The 25,130-nt window shown below is 63.2% G+C and carries 20 protein-coding genes and 2 pseudogenes; 7 read left to right on the forward strand and 15 right to left on the reverse strand.

Annotation, left to right across the window (positions count from 1 at the left end; translation table 11 throughout):
- The first annotated feature begins 313 nt into the window (after positions 1 to 313).
- The gene (locus tag M3I53_RS36655) at positions 314 to 1,714 is read left to right on the forward strand and encodes a GntP family permease (protein WP_254320630.1); all 1,401 of its coding nucleotides are present in this window, start codon (positions 314 to 316) and stop codon (positions 1,712 to 1,714) included.
- Between the two features lie 128 nt (positions 1,715 to 1,842).
- Here the strand turns inward: M3I53_RS36655 and M3I53_RS36660 are convergent, their stop codons facing one another.
- Positions 1,843 to 3,039, reverse strand: coding sequence for a succinylglutamate desuccinylase/aspartoacylase family protein (locus M3I53_RS36660; protein ID WP_254320632.1), 1,197 nt, complete (start codon positions 3,037 to 3,039; stop codon positions 1,843 to 1,845).
- A 636-nt stretch (positions 3,040 to 3,675) separates the two neighbouring features.
- On the opposite strand from M3I53_RS36660, the gene M3I53_RS36665 reads away from it, so the two are divergent.
- Positions 3,676 to 4,863 carry a DUF2235 domain-containing protein gene (locus M3I53_RS36665; RefSeq protein ID WP_254320633.1) on the forward strand — a complete coding sequence of 396 codons (1,188 nt, stop codon included), beginning with the start codon at positions 3,676 to 3,678 and terminating at the stop codon, positions 4,861 to 4,863.
- Between the two features lie 39 nt (positions 4,864 to 4,902).
- Here M3I53_RS36665 and M3I53_RS36670 read toward each other — a convergent pair whose 3' ends face one another.
- From M3I53_RS36670 to M3I53_RS36690, 5 genes are read right to left on the reverse strand one after another with little or no spacing between them, the layout of a single operon-like run.
- Positions 4,903 to 5,622 (reverse strand): ABC transporter ATP-binding protein, encoded by a 720-nt coding sequence (locus M3I53_RS36670; protein WP_254320634.1) that lies wholly within the window; start codon positions 5,620 to 5,622, stop codon positions 4,903 to 4,905.
- Positions 5,622 to 6,389 carry an ABC transporter ATP-binding protein gene (locus M3I53_RS36675; RefSeq protein ID WP_254320635.1) on the reverse strand — a complete coding sequence of 256 codons (768 nt, stop codon included), beginning with the start codon at positions 6,387 to 6,389 and terminating at the stop codon, positions 5,622 to 5,624. Before M3I53_RS36675 ends, M3I53_RS36670 begins: the two co-directional genes overlap by 1 nt.
- Complete coding sequence (locus M3I53_RS36680) at positions 6,386 to 7,660, reverse strand: branched-chain amino acid ABC transporter permease (protein WP_254320651.1); 1,275 nt, start codon at positions 7,658 to 7,660, stop codon at positions 6,386 to 6,388. The genes M3I53_RS36675 and M3I53_RS36680 overlap by 4 nt, the downstream gene beginning before the upstream one ends.
- A 39-nt stretch (positions 7,661 to 7,699) precedes the next feature.
- Positions 7,700 to 8,647, reverse strand: a complete 948-nt coding sequence (locus M3I53_RS36685) for a branched-chain amino acid ABC transporter permease (protein WP_254320636.1) — start codon at positions 8,645 to 8,647, stop codon at positions 7,700 to 7,702.
- Between the two features lie 40 nt (positions 8,648 to 8,687).
- Positions 8,688 to 9,932 (reverse strand): branched-chain amino acid ABC transporter substrate-binding protein, encoded by a 1,245-nt coding sequence (locus tag M3I53_RS36690; RefSeq protein WP_254320637.1) that lies wholly within the window; start codon positions 9,930 to 9,932, stop codon positions 8,688 to 8,690.
- Between the two features lie 410 nt (positions 9,933 to 10,342).
- Here M3I53_RS36690 and M3I53_RS36695 point away from each other — a divergent pair, with 410 nt between their 5' ends.
- A complete protein-coding gene (locus tag M3I53_RS36695; protein WP_254320639.1) occupies positions 10,343 to 11,146 on the forward strand; it encodes a lipid II flippase Amj family protein in 804 nt (267 codons plus the stop codon).
- A 39-nt stretch (positions 11,147 to 11,185) separates the two neighbouring features.
- Here M3I53_RS36695 and M3I53_RS36700 read toward each other — a convergent pair whose 3' ends face one another.
- Positions 11,186 to 11,593, reverse strand: a complete 408-nt coding sequence (locus M3I53_RS36700) for a VOC family protein (protein ID WP_254320640.1) — start codon at positions 11,591 to 11,593, stop codon at positions 11,186 to 11,188.
- 218 nt (positions 11,594 to 11,811) lie between these two features.
- Here M3I53_RS36700 and M3I53_RS36705 point away from each other — a divergent pair, with 218 nt between their 5' ends.
- The gene (locus tag M3I53_RS36705) at positions 11,812 to 12,741 is read left to right on the forward strand and encodes a LysR family transcriptional regulator (protein ID WP_254320641.1); all 930 of its coding nucleotides are present in this window, start codon (positions 11,812 to 11,814) and stop codon (positions 12,739 to 12,741) included.
- A 27-nt stretch (positions 12,742 to 12,768) separates the two neighbouring features.
- A pseudogene (locus tag M3I53_RS36710) lies at positions 12,769 to 12,923 on the forward strand (DUF1479 domain-containing protein); the annotation flags it as partial.
- A gap of 7 nt (positions 12,924 to 12,930) precedes the next feature.
- Here M3I53_RS36710 and M3I53_RS36715 read toward each other — a convergent pair.
- Together M3I53_RS36715 and M3I53_RS36720 are read right to left on the reverse strand one after the other, a co-directional pair.
- On the reverse strand, positions 12,931 to 14,667 hold the full coding sequence (locus M3I53_RS36715) for an ATP-binding protein (protein ID WP_254320642.1): 1,737 nt from the start codon (positions 14,665 to 14,667) through the stop codon (positions 12,931 to 12,933).
- A gap of 176 nt (positions 14,668 to 14,843) precedes the next feature.
- Positions 14,844 to 15,194 (reverse strand): response regulator, encoded by a 351-nt coding sequence (locus M3I53_RS36720; RefSeq protein ID WP_254320643.1) that lies wholly within the window; start codon positions 15,192 to 15,194, stop codon positions 14,844 to 14,846.
- Positions 15,195 to 15,508: 314 nt separating this feature from the next.
- Here M3I53_RS36720 and M3I53_RS36725 point away from each other — a divergent pair, with 314 nt between their 5' ends.
- Positions 15,509 to 15,784: a hypothetical protein gene (locus M3I53_RS36725; protein ID WP_254320644.1), complete on the forward strand. Its 276-nt coding sequence runs from the start codon at positions 15,509 to 15,511 to the stop codon at positions 15,782 to 15,784.
- Positions 15,785 to 15,790: 6 nt separating this feature from the next.
- Here M3I53_RS36725 and M3I53_RS36730 read toward each other — a convergent pair whose 3' ends face one another.
- Positions 15,791 to 18,841 carry an FAD-binding and (Fe-S)-binding domain-containing protein gene (locus tag M3I53_RS36730; RefSeq protein WP_254320645.1) on the reverse strand — a complete coding sequence of 1,017 codons (3,051 nt, stop codon included), beginning with the start codon at positions 18,839 to 18,841 and terminating at the stop codon, positions 15,791 to 15,793.
- A 114-nt stretch (positions 18,842 to 18,955) separates the two neighbouring features.
- On the opposite strand from M3I53_RS36730, the gene M3I53_RS36735 reads away from it, so the two are divergent.
- Positions 18,956 to 19,873 carry a LysR substrate-binding domain-containing protein gene (locus tag M3I53_RS36735; RefSeq protein WP_254320646.1) on the forward strand — a complete coding sequence of 306 codons (918 nt, stop codon included), beginning with the start codon at positions 18,956 to 18,958 and terminating at the stop codon, positions 19,871 to 19,873.
- Between the two features lie 102 nt (positions 19,874 to 19,975).
- Here the strand turns inward: M3I53_RS36735 and M3I53_RS36740 are convergent, their stop codons facing one another.
- The 5 genes and pseudogenes from M3I53_RS36740 to M3I53_RS36760 all read right to left on the reverse strand — a co-directional run.
- Positions 19,976 to 21,322: an MFS transporter gene (locus M3I53_RS36740; protein WP_254320647.1), complete on the reverse strand. Its 1,347-nt coding sequence runs from the start codon at positions 21,320 to 21,322 to the stop codon at positions 19,976 to 19,978.
- A gap of 337 nt (positions 21,323 to 21,659) precedes the next feature.
- Positions 21,660 to 22,529 (reverse strand): alpha/beta fold hydrolase, encoded by an 870-nt coding sequence (locus tag M3I53_RS36745; protein ID WP_254320648.1) that lies wholly within the window; start codon positions 22,527 to 22,529, stop codon positions 21,660 to 21,662.
- A gap of 64 nt (positions 22,530 to 22,593) precedes the next feature.
- Complete coding sequence (mhpT, locus tag M3I53_RS36750; protein ID WP_254320649.1) at positions 22,594 to 23,841, reverse strand: 3-(3-hydroxy-phenyl)propionate transporter MhpT; 1,248 nt, start codon at positions 23,839 to 23,841, stop codon at positions 22,594 to 22,596.
- 94 nt (positions 23,842 to 23,935) lie between these two features.
- The gene (gene dmpG, locus M3I53_RS36755) at positions 23,936 to 24,961 is read right to left on the reverse strand and encodes a 4-hydroxy-2-oxovalerate aldolase (protein WP_254320650.1); all 1,026 of its coding nucleotides are present in this window, start codon (positions 24,959 to 24,961) and stop codon (positions 23,936 to 23,938) included.
- Positions 24,962 to 24,965: 4 nt separating this feature from the next.
- Positions 24,966 to 25,130, reverse strand: a pseudogene (locus M3I53_RS36760) (acetaldehyde dehydrogenase); the annotation flags it as partial.

Raw genomic sequence — 25,130 nt, forward strand, 5'->3', positions numbered from 1 at the left:
CCCCAATGCCCCCGCAAACGCCCACCCAAACAAGCGCCGCCGCTAGCCGCGCTTTCTGCACCGCCCGCACGCGCCACGCACCTCGCCCACCCTTACCGATTGCACTCATCGAACTATCACCTCGCCAGCTCGCTCCGGCTCCCTCTTCTGCGCAACGATAGGACCGCTCGGCCGCGCTCGCAATAACGAGACAAATCCTTTCGTTACAATCGCTGCGGCGCACCACGGCCTCGCCGCACGAAGGGAGGCAGCTAAAGCCAGCACACACGCAAGAAGTTGAACCGCGCAACACGATCGATCCGCAGGAGACTCCATGTCGTTTGTTATCGTTCTCGCCGCCCTCGCGTTCCTCATGCTTGCCGCGTACCGCGGCTACAGCGTGATTCTCTTCGCGCCCATCGCCGCGCTCGCCGCGGTCCTCCTCACCGAACCCGCCGCTGTTGCACCCGTCTTTTCGGGCATCTTCATGGAAAAGATGGTGGGCTTCGTGAAGCTCTACTTTCCGGTGTTCCTGCTCGGCGCGGTATTTGGCAAGGTGATCGAACTATCCGGATTTTCCGAAGCGATCGTGCACGCCGCCATCCGTTATATCGGCCGCTCGCGCGCCAACGCCGTGATCGTCGCCGTATGCGCGCTGCTCACGTACGGCGGCGTTTCGCTCTTCGTAGTGGTGTTCGCCGTCTACCCGTTCGCCGCCGAACTCTATCGCCAGAGCAACATTCCCAAGCGCCTCATGCCGGGCGCCATCGCGCTCGGCGCCTTTTCGTTCACGATGGATTCGCTGCCCGGCACGCCGCAGATCCAGAACATCATTCCCACAACGTTCTTCAAGACCACCGCGTGGGCCGCGCCCGCGCTAGGCGTGACCGGTTCGCTTTTCATCATCGTGGTGGGCCTCTCGTACCTCGAATGGCGCCGGCGCGGCGCGCTGTCGAAAGGCGAAGGATACGGCACCTCGCTCGTGAACGAGCCGGAACACGTGAAGACCGAACACCTGCCCAACCCCGTGCTCGCCGTCGCGCCGCTCGTGCTGGTGGGCGTGGCGAACTTCCTGCTCACGCACTGGATACCCATCTGGTACGGCGACACCGTGACCGTGCCGCCCGAAGTGCTGCCCGGCATTCATACGCCGGTCACGGCTACCGTCAAGCAAGTCGTGGCGATCTGGGCGGTTCAGGGTGCGCTGCTCGCGGGCATCGTGCTGGTGATCGTCACGGCGTTCGGCCGCGTGAAAGACCGCTTCGCGAACGGCACGAAGGCGGCCGTGGCCGGGGCGCTGCTGGCCTCGATGAATACCGCCTCGGAATACGGCTTCGGCGGTGTGATTGCGGCGCTGCCCGGGTTCATCGTCGTGAGCGATGCGCTCAAGAGCATTCCGAATCCGCTCGTGAACGCCGCCGTTTCGGTGAGCGCGCTTGCGGGCATCACGGGGTCGGCATCGGGCGGCATGAGCATCGCGCTCGCGGCCATGTCGGATCTCTTCATCAAGAGCGCGCAGGCGGCGCATATTCCGATGGAAGTGCTGCACCGCGTGGTGGCCATGGCCAGCGGCGGCATGGACACGCTGCCGCACAATGGCGCGGTCATCACGCTGCTCGCGGTTACGGGGCTCACGCACCGCGAGTCGTATCGGGACATTTTTGCGGTGACGGTGATCAAGACGCTGGCCGTCTTCTTCGTGATCGCCGTGTACTATGCGACGGGTATTGTTTGACGTAGGGTGCTCGCAGCGGCGCTGGTGAAACAACTTGAGTTTTTCTTTCTCCGGAAACTCAAGTTGCAGCGTGGCCATATTTTCTGAAACAAGGGCGGCAAAGCCGTGCCGCCCCGCCCGACCCGACTTCATTCAGAAAAGTCCTCCGGAATCTCCTTTGCCGCGCTCTGATAAAGAATCATCACGAGAGGAATTCTGGGCTCTGCCGTGGCGTCGGTTCGTCGTCCCGTCACCTCGCCCGCGACTTCGGTCGTATACTCCGCGACCACTTCGCCAAAGGTATTGCGCTGGATTGCCACTTTCTGGCCCGCCTTGACCTTGTCATTCACTTTGACCAGCAGTTCGACGAATCCACCGTGCGTCGACATGACTGAGTGGCCGCTGTTGCCGACGAAGGTCCCGACGTCTCGCCCAGTGCGCCCCAACGGACCCGATACGATGTTGTAGCGCTTGAGCACGTTCATCGTGCCCTCGACGAACGACGGAATCATGTCGAAATCGAAAACGCGCGCAGAACCGATCTCGGGCGTGATTGCGGGAATCCCCACGTTGATGAATGCATTGGCAAGCAGCGTGGGATAGGCGGGGTTGTCGAAGATCTGTTTGATCGGAAAAAGCTCCGCCATGGCTCGCGCCTCCGGCAATTCCATTCTGGCCAGATTGAAGGACGTCAAATCCATGCCGGTCGTAGCCGTATGAAAATCGAGTGCGTAGTCGGTGTTCGGCCTCAACAGCCGGTTGAACAGCAGTCCCGCATGCCTGCTCGGCGCGCTGGCGCCATTCTCGTTGCCCGGCCATTCGCGGTTGATGTCGATGAGGCCGATACCAAGTGCGGAATTGGGCCATCTGCGCTCCATGGCTTCGAGCGCGGGACGCGATACGTCGAGCACTGCCAGCACGGTGCCTGACATCTGCGCGGGATCGAGCTGGCTTATCACGCCGTGGATGGTATGCACGGGGCTCATTTCATCGCCATGCACCCCGCTGATCAGCGCGACGCGCTTGCCCGGCTTCGCACCGTGGACAACGATCACCGACACATACCAGTTCTGCCCCGTCGGCATTTGCACGCCCTGAAAGTAGAACTTGTGTGTCTTGCCGCGCTCGAGGTCGCCGACGTCGAGCGCGCTGATGACTTTCTTTCCCTGGATCACATCGCCGGTATATACCGTCCCCGTCACTTGCCCGCCGGCGGCCGGCGCATTGGCGCCCTGGGCACTTGCGGCCTCGCTTTGCGTGACCAATGCGGATGTTGCGCCGACCAGCGCAACGGCCTTCTTCATGAAGTCGCGACGAGCGACAACATCTTCCGATTCGTCTTGCATGATAGCGAGGTCCTGACGGTGTGAGGGAGATCAGTCAACGGCACCTCACGGGTTTCCGGTTGTCGCGAATGGGATTGCTTTTCCCGCCGGCAACGAATGTCAACCCCACCGGCCATGGGCGCCGCTACATTCGCTGGAGAGGACGACGCCAAATTCCGGCTACGCTGGCGGCCGCCGGGCACTCTGTGGGACGCGTGTCGCCGCCGAGTACGGAGTCTGCAGGTCAGTTCGGAACATCTGCTAACGTCTACTTCGCTTCCGACTACTTACTTCGACCAGGCATCCTGCTCAGCCTTTCGAAGCTCGCGGCCAATACCGCGCCCCCGCCTTTCCGATGTCTAGACGGCGCGTCGACATGCATTTTCCGCCGAAGCGCGAAAGCTTGCTTCCTCCACGCAAAAGTCACAGCAGGCGTTGATCCAGCCGCTGCAAGCACTACCGCCCCCTGTCATACGTGCGCCTTCGTACATTCCTACCTCGCAATCCGGAACCCAGAAGCTATATTTATAGATCTGATGTTCGGCACGCGCACCGCACGCCATGCCGCATCGGCTGAGTCAACGCACCGCGACAATACTCAGGATAGCGAATAAACGTTCCGCAGATAGCGACTGGATTGCGCGTGAGGAGTCAGCGATGTCCAAAACGATAGTCTTTTGCGCAGACGGTACGTGGAACGGCCCCGAAGATCCGGCAGAAAAAGGCGACGGTGTCGCGCCTGACGCCGTGGCAGGTTGTCAGCCGGGACTGACCAACGTATGCAAGCTTTTCGCGTGGCTCGATGGAAACATGCTGCCCGAAGGAACCAACTGGGGTGGCGTCGAGATGGAAAAGTCGCTTGCAGACGCCAACGACAAACCCGTGCAGATCGCGAAATACATTCACGGGGTTGGAAATTCCGCGCAACTGGTCGATAAAGTCGCCGGCGGCGCGTTTGGTGTCGGCGTCGTCGCCCGCATCGCGCGTGGCTACACGTATATTTCGCGCAATTTCGAGCCGGGCGACAGCATCGTGATCGTCGGTTTCAGCCGCGGCGCGTACACCGCTCGAGCCCTTGCGGGACTGATTGCGGGACAGGGTCTGCTTCGGCCGGAGCTCGCCGCCATCGACGATCAGAATCGTTACGACACCGCGGTGGCGGCGTGGTATCGATGGAGACACGGCCACGAAACGACGTTCCAGAAGATTGCAGACGGCGTGATCGAATTCTTGACGATCCATCGCGCCTTCTCGAAACCGAAGCCTTTGGACGCCGACTCGTTTGTGAACGCGAAAGTCACCGCAGTGGCGGTTTGGGATACGGTCGGTTCGCTCGGCATTCCCATCTACTATGAGGGTTCCGCCATCGATCTATTCCGGTTCTGCGATCTGACGCTCAACCCCGACATTGGCCTCGGCGTGCACGCCGTCTCGCTCGACGAGCAACGCAGGCCGTTCGAGCCGACCCTGTGGAATCCCAACCCGAACGTGACGCAAGCGCTCTTTCCAGGCGGTCATTGCGATGTCGGCGGCGGCTATGCCGATCACGGCCTCTCCGACGGCCCCCTGGTCTGGATCGTGGACAGATTGCAGCACACTGACGTGGGATTGAAGTTCGCCCTTCATCCGCCCGTTGCCGTCCAGTCCAATCCCTTGGGGCCGCGCCACCGGGAATGGGTGGCGGATCCTGTCTGGCTGGCCGCGGGAGTGGGGGCGCGGGCCTTTCCGGCAGGCATGGTCGTCAACGACAGCATACGGCTGCGGATGAACGGTCAACCCGAAGATCTTTTTGGGGCCAACGGGCAGCAGCCCAACTACGCACCGGATAACCTGCCCGCACGCTAGGCGCAATGGCTTGCGCAGACCGACCGCTCGAAGTGCGCCCTACACTTCCAGCCATTCCTGGCGGACGCGCGCATCGGCCTTCAACTGCTGCGGCGTCCCCTCGAACACGATCTGGCCGTGCCCCATGACGTACACGCGCTGCGAGATATCGAGCGCGATGGCTTGCTTCTGCTCGACGAGCAGCACCGAAATGCCGCGCGCCTTCAGCGCCTTCAGGTACTCGCCCACCTGCGCGACGACGAGCGGCGCGAGCCCTTCGGTCGGCTCGTCGATGATGATGAGGTCGGGGTCGCCCATGAGCGTGCGGCACAGCGTCAGCATCTGCTGCTCGCCGCCGGACAGCAGGCCCGCGGGCGTATCCTCGCGCTCCTTCAGGCGCGGGAACATCCGGTACATGTCGTCGAACTGCCAGCGCGGCTTCTGGCGCGAGCGGTTGCGCTTTTCGCCGAGCATCAGGTTCTGCCGCACGGTAAGCGTCGGGAAGATATCGCGGTTCTCCGGCACGTAGCCGATGCCCCGGTGCGCGACCTCGAAGGTGCGCAGCCCGCGCACTTCCTCGCCGCGCAGCAGAATCTGCCCCTCGCACCGCACGAGCCCCATGATGGCTTTGGCCAGCGTCGAGCGGCCCACGCCGTTGCGCCCGAGCAAGGCGACGATCTCGCCCTCGCCCACCTGCATCTCGACGCCGTGCAGGATATGGCTCTTGCCGTAGTACGCATGCAGGTCGCGCACCTGGAGCATGGAATTCGCGGTCGCCATCAATGTGCACCTGCGGGTTCGTCCAGCGTGGTGCCCAGATAGGCTTCCTTCACGCGCCGGTTGTTACGGATGGCTTGCGGCGTGTCCGTGGCGATCACCTCGCCGTACACGAGCACCGAGATGCGGTCGGCGAGGCCGAAGACGACGCTCATGTCGTGCTCGACCATCACCAGCGTCTTGCCGACGGTGACCCGGCGAATCAGCTCCACCGCGTGATCCGACTCCGAGCGGCTCATGCCCGCCGTGGGTTCGTCGAGCAGGATGACTTCGGCGCCGCCCGCAATCGTGATGCCGATTTCGAGCGCGCGCTGCTCGGCGTAAGTCAGCAGCCCGGCAAGCGTATCGTGGCGGCCCTGCAGGCCGATCAGCTCGAGGACTTCTTCGGCGCGTTCGCGCGCGTCGCGCAATTGCTCGAGGCGATGCCAGAACGAATACCGGTAGCCGAGCGACCACAACACGGAGCAACGCAAATTTTCGAACACCGAAAGGCGATGAAAAATGTTCGTCACCTGAAAGCTGCGCGAGAGCCCCATACGGTTGATCTTGTACGGCGGCAGCCCGCCGATCTCGACGCCGTTGAGTTTGACCGTGCCGGAACTCGGCGCCATACGCCCCGAAATCAGGTTGAACGTAGTCGACTTGCCTGCGCCGTTGGGACCGATCAGCGCATGACGTTCGCCCGGCGCGATATTGAGGTCGACGCCGCGAATGATCTCGGTGCGCCCGAAATTCTTGCGCACGTCACGCAATTCCAGTGCGGCCGTCATACGTTGCTCCCTGCGATTTCCCGTTGCACGCCATCCCACGCGTCGCGCACGCGCGCGGCCGCGAGGCGTCCCGCCTGCGCGCCCAGCGCCCACAAGACCGCTGCGACGGCCCAGGGCTTCCACGACGCGGCATCGAAGTTCACGCCGAAGAACGCCATGCCCGTGCCGTTGTCGCTATCGATCTGCACCTTGTAGACGAGTTCGACCGTCAGCACGAGCGCAGCGAGCAAGATCAGCCCGGCGCCCAACGCCGCCGCATAGGAAGGCAGCATGCGGTGCAGCTTGCGCGCCGCGATGAGAGGGACCTGCTTCATCAGCAGGCTCGACACGCCGCCCGGCACGTACATCACCACCAGCACGAAGAAGAGGCCGAGGTACAGCAACCATGCCGGCGTGAGATTGGACAACGCGACCGCGAACAGCACGAACAGGATCGAACCGATGATCGGCCCGAAGAAGAACGCCCCGCCGCCAATGAACGTCGCGAGCAGCACGCCGCCGGACTGCGCGGCGCCGACATTCTCCGCGGTCACGATCTCGAAGTCGATCACCGAGAGGCCGCCCGCAATGCCGGCGAAGAACGCCGAGAGGACCATCACGAAAAAGCGCACGCGCTGCGTGTTGTAGCCGACGAATTCCGCACGCTCCGGATTGTCGCGCACGGCGTTGGCGATGCGGCCGAGCGGTGTCTGCGTCCATGCGTACATGGCGATCATCGACACGAGGCACCACACCGCGATCAGGTAGTACACCTGGATCGCCGGGCCGTAGGTGATGCCGAGCACCGCATGGCCAACCGTGCGATTGGTCGGCACGCCGCCTTCGCCGCCAAAAAACCCGGGAAACATGAGCGAACTCGCCGCCACCATCTCGCCGATACCGAGCGTGATCATCGCGAAGGTGGTGCCCGACTTGCGCGTGGTCACGTAGCCGAATGCCACGCCGAACAGCATGCCCCCGAGCCCGCCGACCAGCGGCAGCAGCGAAACGGGCAACGGGAAATGGTTCGCGCCGATCTGGTTGAGCACATGCGCCGCCACGAATGCGCCGAGCCCCGAGTACACCGCGTGCCCGAACGAGAGCATGCCGGTCTGCCCGAGCAGCATGTTGTACGAGAGCGCGAAGATGATCATGATGCCCATTTGCGAAAGCAGCGCGATCGCGAAGCCGCTGGAAAACACGAGCGGCAGAAACAGCATGATGAGCACCGTGGCGCCCCAGATGATCCAGCGCAGCGAATGCGCGGATTGCAGCCATCCGTGGCGTTGCATGGCCGAACCGGCGCTGGCCTGAATGAGCGGTTTCATCGTTCAGCCCTCCCGCTTGCCGAGCAACCCGCGCGGACGCACGATCATCATGAGCACCATGAGCAGATAAGGCAGAATCGGCGCGACCTGCGAGACCGGCATGCGCCACAGCGACGAGAGCGCCGTGCTGTCCGTGACCCTCATGCCGACGAGTGAGAACAGATCGGAGAGCGAGGCATCGATCGTGACGGCGAAGGTCTGCATGATGCCAATCAGCAGCGAAGCGATGAACGCGCCCGGCAGCGAGCCCATGCCGCCCACCACGGCGATCACGAACACGATGGTGCCCACCGACTCGGCCATCGAGGGCGACGTGACGAACGCGTTGCCGCCGATCACGCCGGCGAGGCCCGCCAGCGCGGCGCCGCCGCCGAACACCAGCATGAACACGCGCTGCACGTTGTGCCCGAGCGCCTCGACCATTTCCGGATGCGTGAGCGACGCCTGAATGACGAGGCCGATGCGCGTGCGCGTCAGTACCAGATACAGCGCCGCGAGCATGGCGATCGAGATGAGCATCATGAAGGCGCGATACTTCGGAAACTCCGACGTGTACACCTTGAACAGCGCCCCGTTAAGTTCAGGCGGAATGGCGTACGGCACCGCGGCCAGCCCCCAGACCAGCTTGACGCCCTCCACAATCAGATACGACAGGCCGAAGGTGAACAGCAATTCCGCCACATGCCCGTACTTGTGCACGGTGCGCAAGCCGAAACGCTCGACGAGCGCGCCGACACACGCCACGAGCACCGGCGCCGCCACGAGCGCCGGCCAGAAACCGATCTTGCTGGCAATGGTGTAGGCAAAGTAGGCCCCGAGCATGTAAAAGCTGGCGTGCGCGAAGTTGAGCACGCCCATCATGCTGAAGATCAAGGTGAGGCCCGAGGAAAGCATGAACAGCAGCAGCCCGTAGCCGATGCCGTTCAACAGAGAGATGGTCAGGAATTCCACTGCCCAATGATCCTTGTGAAGTGTCGTAGCGAGAGCACGTTCAGCCCGGGCGCTTCATCTGGCAAGTGGTCGGCTGCGTTGCCGCGGTCGGCCCGAGCTGGACGTCGGTGCGCCAGCCATAGCCGGTGTTCTCCTGGTCGTACTTTACCGTTTTGCCGTCCGCCTTGGTCCATGTCGCGATCACGAGCGACTGCTGCGCCTGGTGATCGGCGGCGCGCATCGCGACAGGACCGTTCATGCCGTCGACCGTCATGCCCTCCATGGCCTTGGCCACCTTGACGGGATCGGTCGACTTCGTCGCGTTGATCGCCTTGCTCAGCATTTCGATGCCGGCATAGGCCGTCGCCAGGTAATAGTCGTCGTTGTACTTCTTCTTGTAGCCCTCGATGATCTGCCCAACCACCGGCGGGTTGTTCGCCGTGTTCGGACCGAACACGCCCACGTACTTCACGTGGTCGGCGCCGGACGCGCCCATGGCGGTCGGCACGCCGGTCGTGCCCGCGTAATAGGTATAGAAGTTGGCCGTCACACCGGCGTCCTTGCTCGCCTTCACGAGCAATGCGAGGTCGCTGCCCCAGTTGCCCGTGATCACCGTGTCGGCGCCGGACGCCTTGATCTTGGTGGCGTAAGGCGAGAAGTCTTTCACGCGCGCGAGCGGATGAAAATCGTCGCCGACGATCACGATATCCGGGCGCTTGCTCTTCAGGTCCTCGCGCGCCACGCGCGAGACGTCGTGGCCAAACGAGTAGTCCTGATCGATGAGGTAGACCTTCTTGATGTCCTTGTCGCGCGCGAGGAACGTGGTGAGCGCATCCATCTTCATGTCGGCGTTGGCGTCGAAGCGGAAGTGCCAATAGTCGCACTTCGCGTTGGTCATGGCCGGGTCCACCGCCGCGTAGTTCAGGTAGACGATTTCCTTGCCCGGATTGCGCGAGTTGTACTTTGCGACCGCATCCTCCAGCGCGAGGCCGACCGATGAGCCGTTGCCCTGCACGATGTAGCGGATGCCCTGGTCGGCGGCCTGGTTCAGCAGGGTCAGGCTTTCCTGCGGCGACAGCTTGTTGTCGAATCCGACCACCTCGAACTTCGTGCCGTTTGCCCAGTTGTGCTCGTTGGCGTATTCGGCCGTGTATTGCCAGCTATGCAGCTGATTCGTTCCGAGCGACGCCATCAAGCCGGACAGCGGATCGATAAAGGCAATCTTGACCGTCTGCGCTTGCGCGCCCCCTCCTGCCAACGCCGTCGATACCACCGCACCAACCAGCAACGAGCGCAACATCCTCATGGACTGTCTCCTTTGTTTGGGCATTTCTTATCGAGCGTGAATTTTCTGTCCGACCGTGCGATTTTCGCTATATCAACACATTCCTGAGGCTAATGACAGCACTCCAGGGAAATCGCTGAGGCGGGCAGCGCGTCGGGGAACCCCGAGCGGGTGGCGATCACGGAGAGGCGCATCTGCCTGTCGGACAACAGCCGGCAGGCATGGCCGGGCTCGTAGCCCGACGACCCGCCAACGCGGCCTTCGAACCCGCTGGGCGTCGCCAGCTGGGTGGGCGGCAGGTCGGTCAGCCAGTGTCAGACTGCACGCGAGGGTCCCTCGACAAGAGACGGTACAGAACCCAAGGTCGTCAACAATCGGAGCGGCAGTGTACAGTCGTAGGCCTCGATTCCTGCCAACCTCGTGCCAACGACATGGACATTCAGCTGTTGATCATATGCGGGCTTACATTCGTAATCCATGTGATTGCGACGCTGGCGTATGCGGTTCGGATTGCCGGCGTTCGCACACGCCGTATCGCCGTGTCATTCTCCCTATTCGGAATCATCGCCCTGGTTTCCCGGACGGCAAATTCCTTTCAGGGACCATTCATCGCGAAGCGGGTTGAGATGGATATCGCGCATCACCTGGAGCACGGTTTGCTCGGGGACTTTCGGCTCTTTCTGTTAGCCGCCACAGTGGCAAGCACAGTCGGTGCGTTTCTGATTCCCACGTTTCAACGTTATTTCAGCCGCGCTGTCGACCACTTCCAGGCTAATCGTTCGATCCCTCGTCTGCTACTCCATATCTTCAGTCGCGGAGGCGTCAGCTACATTCGGCTTGGAGCGCGGCTCCCGTCCCGACACAACGTCACGCAACTAGCGACTGGGGCAGGCGTTTCCTGGAAAGTGATCGGACTAAACGTGATCGCGATGGCGATCTGGACAGTCGGCGTTTTCGCGTCGCTCTACGCTGGATACCTGAAACCCGATCTGCGCGTTACATGTGCGAATCTGTCATCAGTTATCAATGGTATTGCGACGGTGGTGTTGGCAGTCGTCATCGATCCGCAAGTTTCAGTGATGACTGACGACGTAATCGAAGGCCGGATTTCGGAGAACAGCTTCCGGCGGGCCATTACGACCCTCGCGGGCGCGCGTGTGCTCGGGACGCTGTGCGCTCAGGCGGCGCTCGTTCCAGCGGCATTGGTCATTGTTCGCATCGCCGAGCTTATTTAGCACTGCGTCATTCAATCTAGCCGACCACGCCTTTCATTTTTACGTGGGCATCTGTGACATATCGACGAACATCACTTCCCAGATGTGGCCATCCGGGTCTTCGAAACTGCGGCCGTACATGAAGCTGAGATCCTGCTTGGCGTTGACGTCCGCCTTCCCGCCGTAAGCCCCGGCGGTATCAGTCATATTGTCAACGCTCTCCCGATCTTCTGCGCTTAGCGCCAACATTACCTCACTCTCGTGCCGGGAATCGACGATTGGTTTCCTCGTGAAATGCGCCCATTTTTCGTGCGTCATGAGCATGACGAAGATGGTATCTGACAACACCATGCACGAACTGGTGTCGTCACTGAACTGCGGATTTTTGCTGGCACCGATGGCAGTGTAGAACGCGGTCGCCTTCGACAGATCGCGCACGGGCAGGTTGATAAAGATTTGCGTAGACATGCTATTTTTCCTTTTAGAAGCGGCTACTAAAAGAGAACAAAGACACCGTGCATTGCACAAAGACAACCAGCCAACGCTGACTATTCGAGCCCACCCTGTCGCGTCAAACCTACTGCGACAGTTTGCCGGTTTTGCACTCTCCTGTCGTCGCGCCGCTGCCGGTGCGGCGGACGCAGAGATAGTGCATGATAGGTGGACCATCACTCCAATCGTTTGCCATGATGACTTCCATCATCGAGAATGATCTTCGTAGATTCGATCTCAATCTGCTGCTTGTCTTCCATGCGCTGATGCAAGAACGCCATGTCACACGGGCGGCGGAAAGATTGTTTCTCGGCCAGCCGGCGGTGAGCGGTGCACTGAAACGCCTTCGTGCTGCGTTTGGTGACGAACTGTTCGTACGCGGTCGTTCGGGAATGGATCCAACACCGCGCGCGCTGGAACTCTCAGAGCAGATCGGCGCGCTGCTGATTGGCCTTCATGAGAGCATGCGGGTTGGCCAGGCCTTCGATCCTCGAAGCGCCGTTCGTACGTTTCGAGTAGGTGTTTCTGAGGCGATTGCGGTAACGCTGTTTCCGTTTTTGTTGAAAAGGCTTGCCTCCGAGGCTCCCGGCGTCAACCTGATATCGCTGGATACGGACTGCCACCGCGTCTCCAACATGTTTGAGCGCAATGAGATAGAGATCGCGTTAGGAGTATTTAACGAGTGCGCGCAATGGCAACAGCAGCGCGCTTTGTTGGACTGGCGATATGTCTGCCTCTACAACCCGAAGCTGATACGCACGCGCGGCGAAGCCTTAAGCCTGCGCGAGTTTCTCGCGCATCCACATGCGCTGACCTCGTTCAAGGGCGAGCTTCGAGGATTCATCGACGAACGGCTGGAGGCGCTGGGCAAACAACGTCGCGTGATATTCTCCAACCCCCACTTTGCCACTCAGCCTTTTATCGCGCGCGACAATGCCGTGTTCGTGACGGTGCCTGATTACATCGCCCGCACGTGGAGCCGCAGTCTTGGTCTGCGCATCAGCGCGTTGCCATTCGATACACCAACGCATCGGATTAGCGCATTGTGGAAGACGGCGCAGCAGGGGGACAGCGGCCTGCGCTGGCTAATCGGATTGATCGAGCAGGCGGCCGGAATGAGTTGAGCCATCGAAACATCGGTCCGGTCGATCGACGACGCGTATCTCGCGCGGCAGCTACCCAACTTCCTCTAGGGCACAGTGCGCCGGCCTTCCCGACGGATCATTTCGAAGTCGATTTGGTCGGGCGCGCAACAGCGGCCGACCTGACGCCGCTCGGGCGCGCGCAGATCGGGCTGAGGCCCTGATCTTGCGTCAGTCGGTCTTGTTCAGTGCATTGCGCACCGCGACGGCAAGCTCGTCGTATCGATAGGGCTTGCTAATGAGCGCGACGCCTTCGTCGAGCTTGCCGCCGTGGAAAATCACGTCGCGCGTGTAGCCGGAGGCAAACAGGACCTCGGCGTAATACGGCGGCCCGCTCGCAATACGCGCCAGTTCGCTGCTTCGTACCGTGCCCGGCGTCACGACATCCGTGAACAGCAGGTCGAAACGCTGGCCGCTCTGGATCAGCTTGAGCGCGCTTTCGCCATCCTGCGCGGAGAGCACCTTGTAGCCGAGCTGGGCCAGCATTTCGATCGCGGCGATGCGAACATCGGCATCGTCTTCGACGACGAGAATCGTCTCGCCGCCGCGCTCCTGTCTCGCAACTGTCGGCTTGTAAGCGTCGTATTCCGCTTCCAGGCTGCGCGGGAAATAGAGGTTGACGGTCGTGCCCTGGCCTTCTGCGCTTTCGATGAAAACGTGGCCCGAACTCTGCGCCACGAACCCGTGCACCATGCTCAAGCCCAGTCCCGTTCCCTGGCCCTCGGCCTTCGTGGTGAAGAACGGCTCGAACACGCGCGCTTTCACGTGGTCGGGCATGCCGCTGCCCGTGTCGGAGACTTGCAGGCGCACGTATTCGCCCGCTGGCACGCCATCGCGGCGCGCCAGTTCGTCGTTGCTTGCATCGATGTTCGCGAGACAAACGCCGATGCGCCCCGGTCCGTCTATCGCGTCGCGCGAGTTGATGACCAGATTCAACAGCGCGCTTTCCAGCTGACTTCGGTCTGCACAAATATTCCAGCTCTCCTGCGCAGGCACGATGGCCAGTTCGATCGTCTCCGGCAACGTGCGGTGAAGCATCTCGGCGATGCCTTCGACCAGCCGGAAGGGATTCAGAACTGCCGGCGCGAGCGGTTGCCTGCGTGCGAAGGCCAGCAATTGCGCGGCGAGTTTCGCGCCGCGCGACACCGCGTTGCTAACCGCCGCCACGCGCCGCTCGAGCGCGGCGTTGCCTCGCGTGGAAAGCTCGATGAGCTGCAGGTTGGCGGAAATGACCTGCAAGACGTTGTTGAAGTCGTGGGCCACGCCGCCCGTTAGACTGCCGATCGCCTCCAGCTTTTGGGCCTGACGCAGCCGCTCCTCCATTGCCACGCGCGCCCCCACTTCCTCGGCGACGCGCTGCTCCAGTGTCTGGGTCAGTTGCAGCAGCGCGTCTTCGGCCACCTTGCGCTGCCTTTCCGCCTGCACCTTCGCGGTCGTTTCGAACACGATGGCGATGACGCCCGCCGGCCGCTCGTCGTCTTCGAAAACCGGGCTGTAGCTCAGGTCCAACCAGACGTCTTCGGCATGACCTTCGCGATACAGCACGAGCTGCTTGTCCTGGAAGGCCAGCGTTCCGCCGGCGAGGCATGTATCGACGACATTGCGGTTGAACGCCGCCACCTCTGGCCAGCCGGTTTCGACCGGTTTGCCGAGCAGGAACGGATGCCGGCTGCCCGCGAAAACCGCATAGGCGTCGTTGTAGACCATCGCGCCTTCGTGTCCCCAAAGCATGACGAGCGGAGATGGCGAGGCGAGGAGCATGTTGATCGCGGCGACGAGGCTCGCCGACCACGTTTGTCGTGGGCCGAGCGCCGTTTCGCTCCAGTCGAATGCGGCGATGCGCTCCGCCATCTCGCCCGGCCAGCGAGTCGACGGGCGCTCGATCGGCGGTGGAACTTCCTTGTTCATGACGCGACTCGGCTCCCGGGAGACGCTGCTGGAGATCGGAACTGCGATGCTCGTGGAAATTCGAGGCTGCGCACGAGTCAGACGCTGCGCGCAATTATTGTTCCGGCTCCCGAGGGAGCCGGCAAGACCGTCACAAAGAGCAACCGGCGCCGAAGCGGCACCCCGTCAGACCGGCTTCACAGGCAGGCCAGCAGGTCTTCGAGCTGGACCGGTTTCGCCAGACATTTGTCGAAACCGGCTGCTGCAGCCTTGGCAATGATATCCGGGTCGGCGTATCCCGATAGCAGAACGTACCGGGTATGCGATAGGGCGGGGTCGAGCCGAAGCTGGCTCACCAGGTCGCCGCCGCTCATGTCGGGAAGCTTCCAGTCCACGAGCGCAAGCTCGGGGAGGAACGACCCGGCAACGAGCAAGGCTTCTTGTCCATCGGCGGCGCATCGGGCTTGATGACCTTCGAACTCGAGGAGCGCCGCGAGCGCATCTGCGACATCGCGGTTGTCATCGACTAGCAGGATTCGTTTTGGCATCGGACACAAAAAGCTGGCTGGATAGCGGGTGCGACACAGGCAGAACCCGAACCGAGGTTCGCCTTCGAGTGTACCGGAAATCCGCCAACGGCAAACGCCCGCGCCACCTCACGCCACGGGCCGGGGTCCAGCATGCTCCATTATGCGCAATTCATCGGTGTACTGAGCAATCTGCTTGGCTCAGCGGCAGCGCGGCAGGTACTTAACTCGTTGTTACCAATCTCGCAGCACCGTTGCACCTGTGTCCGGGGGCGGCGCCTACACTCGGAACCGTGCTCATGAAGAACGCACGCAGCGTGCGAAGGAGTGACGATATGAAAAGGACAATTCTCGGCCTGGTCCTGGGCGCAGCGGCGTTGGCGGCTTCGACCGCCGCATTGGCCCACGTGGATGTGGCCGTGGGCGTTGGCGTGCCGGGCGCGGCCTATGCGGCGGCTCCCGTGCAGACCGACTGGCGAGGCGACGACGACTGGCGCGCGCGGCGTTGGCGCGAACACGAATGGCGCGAGCACGAACGTCGTGAGCATGAATGGCGCGAGCGGCAGTGGCGCGAGCACGAATGGCACGACAGGGACCGTTGGAACTACTGATCCGGGTCAGCGCAGGGCGTCCAGCAGCGCCTGGATGGGGTGGCGCAGCTGGCGCCCGCGCAAGCGCTTCACCTGGCAGCGGCACGAATAACCCGTCGCGAGCAGTTCTTGCGCGCCCTGCGTCGCCGTCGATGCCGCATCGACATGCCGCGCCCACGATTGCTCGAAGATCGTCTCCGAGCTCGCGCGATTGCGCGCCTCGTGGCCGTAAGTGCCCGACATGCCGCAGCAGCCGCTGGCCGGCGTCGCGAGCATCAGGCCGGCAGCCGCGAAGACGTCTTTCCACAGGAGCGTGGCAGCGCCCGCGTTGGTGCGCTCGGTGCAATGCGGCAGCAGCCTGAACGAGCCGGACGCGCGCGGCGTTGAGGCGCGCGCGCGCAACGCGCCGATCAGCCATTCCTGCGGCAATAGAACGCCGGGTACGGCTTCGATGCCTTCCACCTTGCGGTACTCCTGGCGGTACACGAGCGTCATCGCCGGGTCGATGCCCACCAGCGGCACACCCGTTCCGGCAAGCGCGGCCAGTTGCGCCGCATTACGCCGCGCGACCCGGCGAAACTGCGGCAGGAAGCCCTGCACATGCAGCGGTTTGCCGTTCGGCAGATACGGCGCGACGAAGACCTTGAACCCCAGCCGCGCGGCGAGTTCCAGAAACGCGGCGGCGACCGGCGTTTCAAAGTAGCGCGTGAACGCATCCTGCACCACGATCACGCTTTGCTCGCGCTCGGCAACGCCGAGCTTCGAGAGGCGTTCGGGCGTTGCAACCTCCGCTTCCGAGCGGCGCAGCACGTCACGCCATGACACCGTGCTCAACAACGGGCTATCGACAACGCCAAGAGCGCGCGCAAGCAGCGACTTGACGGGACCCGCGCCCATCACCGCGTTGTAGACGCGCCTCGCTCCGGGCACCGCCGTTACACGCGGGACGGTGAATTCAAGCGCGCCGATCAAATAGTCGCGCAGCGGCCGCAAGTAGCGCGTGTGATACAGCTCCAGAAAGCGGGCGCGAAACTCGGGCACGCTCACTTTCACGGGGCACTGCCCCACGCACGACTTGCACGAGAGGCAACCCGCCATGGCGTCGTACACCTCATGCGAGAAGTCCTGCTCGCCCTGGCGTTTGCGCAGGCTGTTGAACATGCGCACCGGCAACGCCGCCGCGGCTGGCACGGCCGCGAGATTCGCCCCGGCATCCTGTTGCCGACGCAGCCATTCGCGCATCAGCGAAGCCCGACCCTTCGGCGAATGCACACGCTCGCGCGTGGCCTTCCACGACGGGCACATGGCGTCGTTCGGGTCGAAGTTGTAGCAGGCGCCGTTGCCGTTGCAGTGAACGGCATCGGTATTGGCCTGCCAGACGCGCTCGTCTATGCGCCGGTCCAGTTCGCCGCGCAGCGTCGTCGCGTCGATCTTCAACAGCGCCGCACTTCCCCCCGCCGGCGTGGCGAGCTTGCCGGGATTGAGCTGATTGCGCGCATCGAATGCCGCCTTGAGCCGCTGCAGCGCGGGATACAGAGGCCCGAAATACTCGGGCACATACTCCGAGCGCACGCCCTTGCCATGCTCGCCCCACAGCAAGCCGCCATACTTCATCGTCAAGGCGGTAACGGCATCCGAAATGGGGCGCACGAGTGCGGCCTCGTCGGGATTGCGCATGTCGAGCGCGGGGCGCACGTGAAGCACGCCGGCATCGACGTGGCCGAACATGCCGTAATGCAAACCAAAACCATCGAGCAGCGCCCGAAACTCCGCAATATAGTCGGCGAGATTTTCGGGCGGCACGGCCGTGTCTTCCACGAAGGGCTGCGGGCGGCTCGCCCCGGGGGCGTTGCCCAGCAGGCCCACCGCACGCTTGCGCATCGCATAGACGCGATGGATCGCGGCCTCGCCGTCGGCGATCGTATGTCCCAGGCGCCTGACGCTCGCGTCGGCGCCCAGGTGCTCGACGAACGCCGCCACGCGCGCGCGCAATGCGTGCGCATCGTCGCCGCTGAATTCGACCATGTTGATGCCGCTCGCACCGCCTTCGACGCCTTCGTCGTCGGGGAAATACTCGCCCACGCTTTGCCAGACGCTATCCTCGCGCGCCAGCCGCAGCACCGTCGAGTCCACGGTTTCGATCGAGAGCGGAGTATGGGCCATCAACGCACGCGCGTCGCGCAGGGCATCCATGAAACTCTCATAGCGGATATTGACGAGCGCGGCGTGCTTCGGAACCGGCAGCACGTTCAGCGTCGCCTCGACGATAAAGCCGAGGGTGCCTTCCGAGCCGCACAGCACGCTATTGATGTCGAAGCGCCCCTCGCCGTCGCGCAGATGGGCGAGGTCGTAACCCGTCAGGCAGCGGTTCAGCTGGGGAAAGCGCTCGCGGATCAGGCCGGCTTCGCGCTCGCTGATGTCTCTCGCGATGCGGAACACTTCGCCGACCTTGTCCTTGCGCGCGCAGAGCGCCACGAGTGCGGCCTCGTCGACCGGCGCGCTCGACAGGCGCTCACCGCCGACCAGGACCGTTTCTAGCGCGAGCACGTGGTCGCGCGTTTTCCCGTAAGTGCAACTTCCCTGCCCGCTCGCATCCGTGCTGATCATGCCGCCGATGGTCGCGCGGTTCGAGGTCGACAGCTCTGGCGCGAAAAAGAGTCCGTGCCGCTTCAGTTCGGCATTGAGCTGGTCCTTGACGACACCGGCCTCCACTCTGGCCGTGCGCGCAACGGGATCGATTTCGAGGATCCGGTTCATGTGCCTCGACATGTCGACCACGATGCCTTCGGTCAGCGACTGCCCGTTCGTACCCGTGCCGCCGCCGCGCGCCGCGAGCGCCACGCCGTGGAACGCCTCGCGCCCGAGCAGGCTCGCGAGGCATGCGACGTCCTGCGCGTGGCGTGGAAACACCGCCGCTTGCGGATAGCGCTGGTAGATCGAATTGTCAGTGGCCAGCACCGTGCGCGTCGCGTGAGTCGCGTCCACCTCGCCTTCGAAGCCCGACGCCTCCAATTCATGCAAAAATTGACGGATCAGCGGATGGTTGAATTCGCCGATGGCAAGCGTGGCAATTGTCATATCGTTCTCGAAGTCTCGCTTGGGGCGCACTATTCCGTTTCTGGCAGGGATTGTCGCGCCCCTGGCCGGCACCGGGCAAACGTATATTCGTTGGGTCGATCATGAGGTTTATGAATGAATTTTCGCAAGCTCACGCCTTCCATGTCGCTGCTGCTCGCGTTCGAGGCGTCCGCGCGGCATGAGAGCTTCACGCGTGCCGCCGAGGAGCTGTCGCTCACGCAGAGCGCCGTGAGCCGCCAGGTTCAGGCTCTCGAAGCGATGCTCGACCTTGCGCTCTTCACGCGCGAGGGCAAGCGCATCATCCCGACGGATATCGGCCGCGCGTATATGGCCGAGATCTCGCACGCGCTCACGCTGATTCGAAGCGCGACGCTGCAGGCCCTCACGTCAAACGCGCCGAAAACGCAGCTGCGCGTCGCGACGCTGCCGACGTTCGGCGCCAAGTGGCTGCTGCCGCGCCTGCACCGCTTTTATCAGGCGCACCCCAATTTGCAGATCGATCTCGACTCGCGCATCGAGGCCGCCGATTTTATGACCCAGGACCTCGACGCCGCCATCGTAGTGGGCGACGGCCGCTGGTCTGGGGTGACGGCGCACCGGCTCTATGCGGAAGAACTGGTGCTGGTCGGCAACCCTGCCGCGTTGCCCCTCGCGCGAAAACCGAGGCGCAGGGCCGCCGCGCCGACCATCGAATCCCTTGAAGGGCTAACGCTGCTGCGCGTGCGCAGCTTTCCCGATGCCTGGCGCGAATGGTGCGCGCACTTCGGGTTGCCTCACGACGCGCTGCGGCCGGGCCCGAGTTTCGAACTGACCTCGCATTTGGTCCAGGCAGTCGTGGCCGGTATCGGCGTAGGCCTCGTGCCGCGCATGCTGGTGGAAGACGAATTGAAGGAAAACCGGCTTCTCAGTCCGTTCGAAGCGGTGCCGAGCTCGCGCTCGTATTACCTCGTCTACCCGGAGCGGGTTCAACGCCATCCCGTGCTGGTTGCGTTTCGCGACTGGCTGCTGGAAGAGCTTGCGCAGCAACCGTGACGTCAAGGTTGCATCCGGGCCGCTGCATACGCGTGCCGATGCTGCTGGGCGGACGCTCGGCCGGGCGCACCGCCGACGTTTGCAACGTGCAAGTGAATGAGTTCAGCGGCCGGCCTTCACCGCCGGCACACCGGCCAGCAACGCCGCACCGCTGGCCACCAGCAACGCCGCAAGCAGATAAAGCGCGTTATCCATGCTGCCCGTATGCGTCTTGATGAGCCCGATTGCCCACGGGCTCACAATGCCGCTCGTAATGCCGATACTGCTGATGAGCGCGATGCCCGCAGCGGCGGCCTTGCCCGTTAGATACGCCGAAGGTACCGCCCAGAAGATCGGCAACGCGGCAAAGATCAGCACCGCAGCGATCGAAAGAATCGCCATCATCGCGGCGAAGCTTGCCAGATGCAGCGTGAGCAGCGCCAAGGCAATGCCGCCGCCTACCGTGCACGCCGCGAAATGCCAGCGCCGTTCGCCGCGCCGGTCCGAGCGGCGCGCGATGCACATGAGGCCCACCGCGCCCACCGCATTCGGAATAACGGTGTAGAGGCTGATCGCCAGCACGTCATGCACGCCGAAGTCGCGAATCATGAGCGGCATCCAGAAGTTCAGCGTGAGCGACGCACAGGTCAGCGAAAAGTAGATGAAGGCGAACAAGTACACGCGCGGGTTGCGCAGCGCCGCCCCGAACGAACGCGTGGAATGCGGGTGATCGCCTTCGCCGTCGCGTTGCGCGACGAGGTGAGCTTTTTCCGCATCGGTCAGCCAGCGCGCCTTCTCGGGCCCGTCCACGAGCCAGAACGCGGCCATGAGGCCGAGAACCACGGCCGGCAGCCCTTCGATCAGGAACATCCAGCGCCAGCCGGCAAGTCCTGCCACGCCGGCCAGGTCACGCATGATCCAGCCCGAGATGAGCCCGCCCAGCACGCCCGCCACTGCCACGCCCGCGAAAAAGATCGAGAACACGGCCGCGCGGCGGCGCGCCGGATACCAGTACGTGAGATAGAGCACGATGCCCGGAAAGAAGCCCGCCTCGAACACGCCCAGCAAAAAACGCAGCGCATAGAACTGCGTGGGGCTCGACACGAACATCATGCTAGTCGAGGCAATGCCCCACAGCAGCATGATGCGCATGAACGTGCGGCGCGCGCCGAAGCGCGCGAGCAGCATGTTGCTCGGCACTTCGCACAGCACGTAGCCCACGTAGAACACGGCGGCGCCGAGGCCGTACATCGCGTCGCTGAAGCCGAGGTCGTGCTTCATCTGCAACTGCGCGAAGCCGATGTTGATGCGGTCGAGGAACGAGACGACGTAGCAAACGAACAGGAACGGAATGACGCGCGCGGAGACCTTGCGATAGAGCGCGTCTTCTTGCTGCGAGGAATGCTGCGCGGACGTAGCGTACGCGCGCGCGGCTTCGGACCGGCGGTCCGGGGCAATCGATTGGGGCATTTGCCTGTCTCCAAACATGACTCCGGTTCACCTTGGCGGGCCGGGCAAACCGTCGATGCGCGGCGTCTTGCGCGCCGTGCGCGGCTCGCCTGGAGGCGTGCGGTTCGCGCGTCTCCAGGCAGTGGAGCCGATCATAGGTGGGGCAGCTTCAATTTGTCAATGGCGAATCGTTTCGTTTTACGCTAATTCGGGTTTGTCGTTAGGCAAACCCGTCGACGCTGCATTGACTCACGGTTTCATCACACAAAAGCCGTTTCCACACGCAATGCACTCGCCCCAATAAAAAAGCGGCACACCGCGAGGTGCGCCGCTTCGTCACCGCAGGTGCTTTCGCGGTTTAGTGCTTCAGGAAGTCGATCACCATGCGGTTAAAGGCTTCCGCATGCTCCCATTGCGCCCAGTGGCCGCAACGGTTGAACACGTGCAGTTGCGCGTTCTGCATGCCCGCGAGCAAACGCAGGCCGATATCCATCGGCACGAAGCGGTCGTCGCGGCCCCAGATCACGAGCGTGGGCGCTGCGATTTCGCCAAGGCGCGGGCCGTAGTCGCTGAACTGCTTCGGGAAGGCCGCGAGGCTCTTCACGAAGTTTTCCAGATGGTCGCGACGCGCGAGCATGTTGTCGAGGCGCGTTTGCATCAGCTCGTCGGTGAGCGCGCTCGCGTCGTACACGAACACGTTCATCATGCGCTTGAGGTTCTCGATCGTCGGATCGCGATAGAGACCTTGCAGCAGCTTGATGCCTTCGGTGGGCATCGGCATGAAGCTGCTCGGGCCGCCGGTGCCGCCGCCCATCAGCACGAGCTTGCCCACGCGTTGCGGGTTCGCCAGTGCGAACGCAACAGCGCTATGCCCACCCATCGAATTGCCGAGAATGTGCACGCGCTCGATGTCGAGCACGTCGAGCAGGCCCTTGAGCACGCGGCCGTTCAGGTCCGAGCGCGAGCTCGTGCAGACGATCGGGTCGCTCTTGCTCCAGCCCGGGCAGTCCATCAGGACCACGCGGTAGCCGGCCGCGACGAGCGGCTCGACGTTGCGGTTGAAGTTGGCCCAGCCGCTCGCGCCCGGACCCGAGCCGTGCAGCATCACGACGGTTTCGGCGCCAGCGCCTGCGTCGTTGTAGTGAATCTGGAACTCGACATCGCCGTCCTTCACGCGCGCGAACTTGCTCGTCGAGGCTTCGGTGATTGCTTGTGCCGTATCCGTCATGATGACCATCCTTTAAAACGTATTAACCCATGCGGGAAAGGCGCGTTCCCTTTCCCCTTCAAATTCATGCGCCCTGTGCGCCCAACGCGCTGCGCTGCCTGGATGCACCCACTACGTTGAGCGCGGCAAGCGCCGCGATCACGACGAGCGGAATGCTCGAGCCCACTAGCATCGACGGGCTCTGGCCGAGTGCGAACAGCTGGCCAGCCACGAGCGGCCCGAGAATCGACCCCAGACGCCCCACGGCCACTGCCGCGCCCACACCCGTGCCGCGCACTTCCGTGGGGTACGCATGGCCCGCGAGTGCGTACAGCACCGACTGGCCGCCCACGATAAAGAAGCCGCACAGCAGTCCGCCCACGGCCGTCGAGCTTGCGCCGCCCGCGCTTGCGAGCACGGTGAGCGCCACCACGATGCCGATGTACATGCCGATCACCGTGCCGCGGCGGCCGAAGCGATCCATGATCGTTGCGATCGCAACGGCACCGATGCCGCCGCCGATGTTGAACAGCATCAGCACGAGGTTCGACTGCACGCGCGTGAGACCGCGTGCGAGCACCATCGAAGGCAGCCAGTTCATCAGGAAGTACAGCACGATCAAGGTGCCGAGGTAGCTGATCCACAGCGCAATCGTGGTACGTGCGCGGCCTTCTTGCCAGAGCGCTTGCGTCACGCTCGGCGCGCCTTCCTTCACGACCTTCGAAGCTTGCGCGGCGACGAACTGTTGCGACTCGCGCAGGAACAGGCCAAGCAGCGGCACCATCACGATCGGGCCGAGACCGCCGACATAGAACACGTGACGCCAGCTCGCGTCCGCGGTGCCGAGCATCCCGATGACGGCCGCGATCGCCGCGCCGAACGGCATGCCGCAGTACATCGCGCCCACGGCCGTGCTGCGCTGCTGCTCACCGGCTGCCTCCGAGCACAACGCAATCAGGTTCGGCATGGCCGCGCCGAGACCTAGGCCCGTGAGCAGACGCGCGACGAGCAGGCTCTCGAAACTCCACACCATGGTCGTGGCGAGCGAGAAAAGCCCGAACAGCGCCACCGACCACATGAGCACGCGCTTGCGGCCAAAGCGGTCGGCAAGCCTACCGCCCAGCGCCGCGCCCGGCAGCAGGCCGATCGCGCCTGCGCTGAACGCCCAGCCCATTTGCGCGACGGCGAGATGAAACTCCTTCGCCATGCGCGGCCCGGCTACGCCCGCCGATTGCAGGTCCAACCCTTCGAGCAGCGCAATCGCCAGACACAGGGCGATGGTTGCCTTGCCGCTCGTTCCACTTCCTCCAGCACTACTGTTTCGCGACGTCATAAAAAGTCTCCATATGTATATGAGAGCCGCTCTTACCGGCGGCGATAAGTGGCAACGCCGCGCACGACCCGAAGGCGATGCACGGCGTGCTTGATCAGGACTGCAATGCTTGCTGGCGCTTTTTCAGATCGAGCGCCACGTCGACGATCATGTCTTCCTGGCCGCCCACCATCCGGCGCTTGCCCAGTTCGACGAGAATGTCGACCGTCTTCAGGTCGTACTTCCTCGCGGCCACTTCCGAGTGGCGCAGGAAGCTCGAATACACCCCCGCATAGCCGAGTGCGAGCGTTTCGCGGTCCACGCGAACCGGGCGGTCCTGCAGCGGGCGCACGATGTCGTCGGCAGCATCCATCAGCGTGTAGAGGTCGGTGCCGTGGTTCCAGCCCATGCGCTCCGCCGCACCGATGAACACTTCGAGCGGCGCGTTGCCCGCGCCCGCACCCATCCCGGCGAGCGACGCATCGACGCGGTCGCAGCCTTCTTCCACGGCCACGATCGAGTTCGCCACACCCAGCGAGAGATTGTGGTGCGCGTGCATGCCCGTTTGCGTTTCGGGCTTGAGCACCTGTTTGACGGCACGAAAGCGGTCGCGCACGTCGTTCATCGTGAGCGCGCCGCCCGAATCGACCACATAAATACAGGTCGCGCCGTAGCTTTCCATCTTCTTCGCTTCGACGGCGAGGTTTTCCGGCGTGGTCATGTGGCTCATCATCAGGAAGCCCACCGTATCCATGCCAAGTTCGCGTGCGTATTCGATGTGCTGCTTCGAGATGTCGGCTTCCGTGCAGTGCGTGGCCACACGCACGATGCGCGCGCCCGCGTTGTACGCGGCCTTCAGGTCATGAATCGTGCCGATGCCGGGCAGCAGCAGCGTGGCGATCTGCGCGTGCGTAACCACGTCCGCAACGGCTTCGATCCATTCGAGGTCGCTGTGAGCGCCGAAGCCGTAGTTGAAGCTCGAACCTTGCAGGCCGTCGCCGTGTGCGACCTCGATGCTGTCCACTTTCGCCTTGTCCAGCGCGCGGGCAATGTCCTGCACGTTCTGGATCGAGTACTGATGGCGGATGGCGTGGCTGCCGTCGCGCAGCGTCACGTCGGAGATATAGAGTTTCTTGCTCATGGTCTTATCCCTCCACGCTCAGAAGCGTCTGCGCCATGCGTTCGGCGGTGGCGAGCGCGGCGGAAGTCATGATGTCGAGATTGCCTGCGTAAGCGGGCAGATAATGCGCGGCGCCTTCCACTTCGAGGAACACCGAAGTCTTCAGGCCGCTGAACCTGCCGAGGCCCGG

Origin of the sequence: Paraburkholderia sp. CNPSo 3272 (genome assembly GCF_024206495.1) — a bacterium.
Classification (GTDB): Bacteria; Pseudomonadota; Gammaproteobacteria; order Burkholderiales; family Burkholderiaceae; genus Paraburkholderia.

What these genes read in the sequence shown, in the direction of transcription:
- M3I53_RS36715 (WP_254320642.1), bottom strand. Translation starts at nt 14,667, where the DNA reads ATGAACAAGGAAGTTCCACCGCCGATCGAGCGCCCGTCGACTCGCTGG.
- M3I53_RS36655 (WP_254320630.1), top strand. Translation starts at nt 314, where the DNA reads ATGTCGTTTGTTATCGTTCTCGCCGCCCTCGCGTTCCTCATGCTTGCC.
- M3I53_RS36675 (WP_254320635.1), bottom strand. Translation starts at nt 6,389, where the DNA reads ATGACGGCCGCACTGGAATTGCGTGACGTGCGCAAGAATTTCGGGCGC.
- M3I53_RS36670 (WP_254320634.1), bottom strand. Translation starts at nt 5,622, where the DNA reads ATGGCGACCGCGAATTCCATGCTCCAGGTGCGCGACCTGCATGCGTAC.
- M3I53_RS36695 (WP_254320639.1), top strand. Translation starts at nt 10,343, where the DNA reads ATGGACATTCAGCTGTTGATCATATGCGGGCTTACATTCGTAATCCAT.
- M3I53_RS36720 (WP_254320643.1), bottom strand. Translation starts at nt 15,194, where the DNA reads ATGCCAAAACGAATCCTGCTAGTCGATGACAACCGCGATGTCGCAGAT.
- M3I53_RS36690 (WP_254320637.1), bottom strand. Translation starts at nt 9,932, where the DNA reads ATGAGGATGTTGCGCTCGTTGCTGGTTGGTGCGGTGGTATCGACGGCG.
- M3I53_RS36730 (WP_254320645.1), bottom strand. Translation starts at nt 18,841, where the DNA reads ATGACAATTGCCACGCTTGCCATCGGCGAATTCAACCATCCGCTGATC.
- M3I53_RS36735 (WP_254320646.1), top strand. Translation starts at nt 18,956, where the DNA reads ATGAATTTTCGCAAGCTCACGCCTTCCATGTCGCTGCTGCTCGCGTTC.
- mhpT (WP_254320649.1), bottom strand. Translation starts at nt 23,841, where the DNA reads ATGACGTCGCGAAACAGTAGTGCTGGAGGAAGTGGAACGAGCGGCAAG.
- M3I53_RS36705 (WP_254320641.1), top strand. Translation starts at nt 11,812, where the DNA reads ATGATGACTTCCATCATCGAGAATGATCTTCGTAGATTCGATCTCAAT.
- M3I53_RS36660 (WP_254320632.1), bottom strand. Translation starts at nt 3,039, where the DNA reads ATGCAAGACGAATCGGAAGATGTTGTCGCTCGTCGCGACTTCATGAAG.
- dmpG (WP_254320650.1), bottom strand. Translation starts at nt 24,961, where the DNA reads ATGAGCAAGAAACTCTATATCTCCGACGTGACGCTGCGCGACGGCAGC.
- M3I53_RS36680 (WP_254320651.1), bottom strand. Translation starts at nt 7,660, where the DNA reads ATGCAACGCCACGGATGGCTGCAATCCGCGCATTCGCTGCGCTGGATC.
- M3I53_RS36700 (WP_254320640.1), bottom strand. Translation starts at nt 11,593, where the DNA reads ATGTCTACGCAAATCTTTATCAACCTGCCCGTGCGCGATCTGTCGAAG.
- M3I53_RS36665 (WP_254320633.1), top strand. Translation starts at nt 3,676, where the DNA reads ATGTCCAAAACGATAGTCTTTTGCGCAGACGGTACGTGGAACGGCCCC.
- M3I53_RS36740 (WP_254320647.1), bottom strand. Translation starts at nt 21,322, where the DNA reads ATGCCCCAATCGATTGCCCCGGACCGCCGGTCCGAAGCCGCGCGCGCG.
- M3I53_RS36745 (WP_254320648.1), bottom strand. Translation starts at nt 22,529, where the DNA reads ATGACGGATACGGCACAAGCAATCACCGAAGCCTCGACGAGCAAGTTC.
- M3I53_RS36725 (WP_254320644.1), top strand. Translation starts at nt 15,509, where the DNA reads ATGAAAAGGACAATTCTCGGCCTGGTCCTGGGCGCAGCGGCGTTGGCG.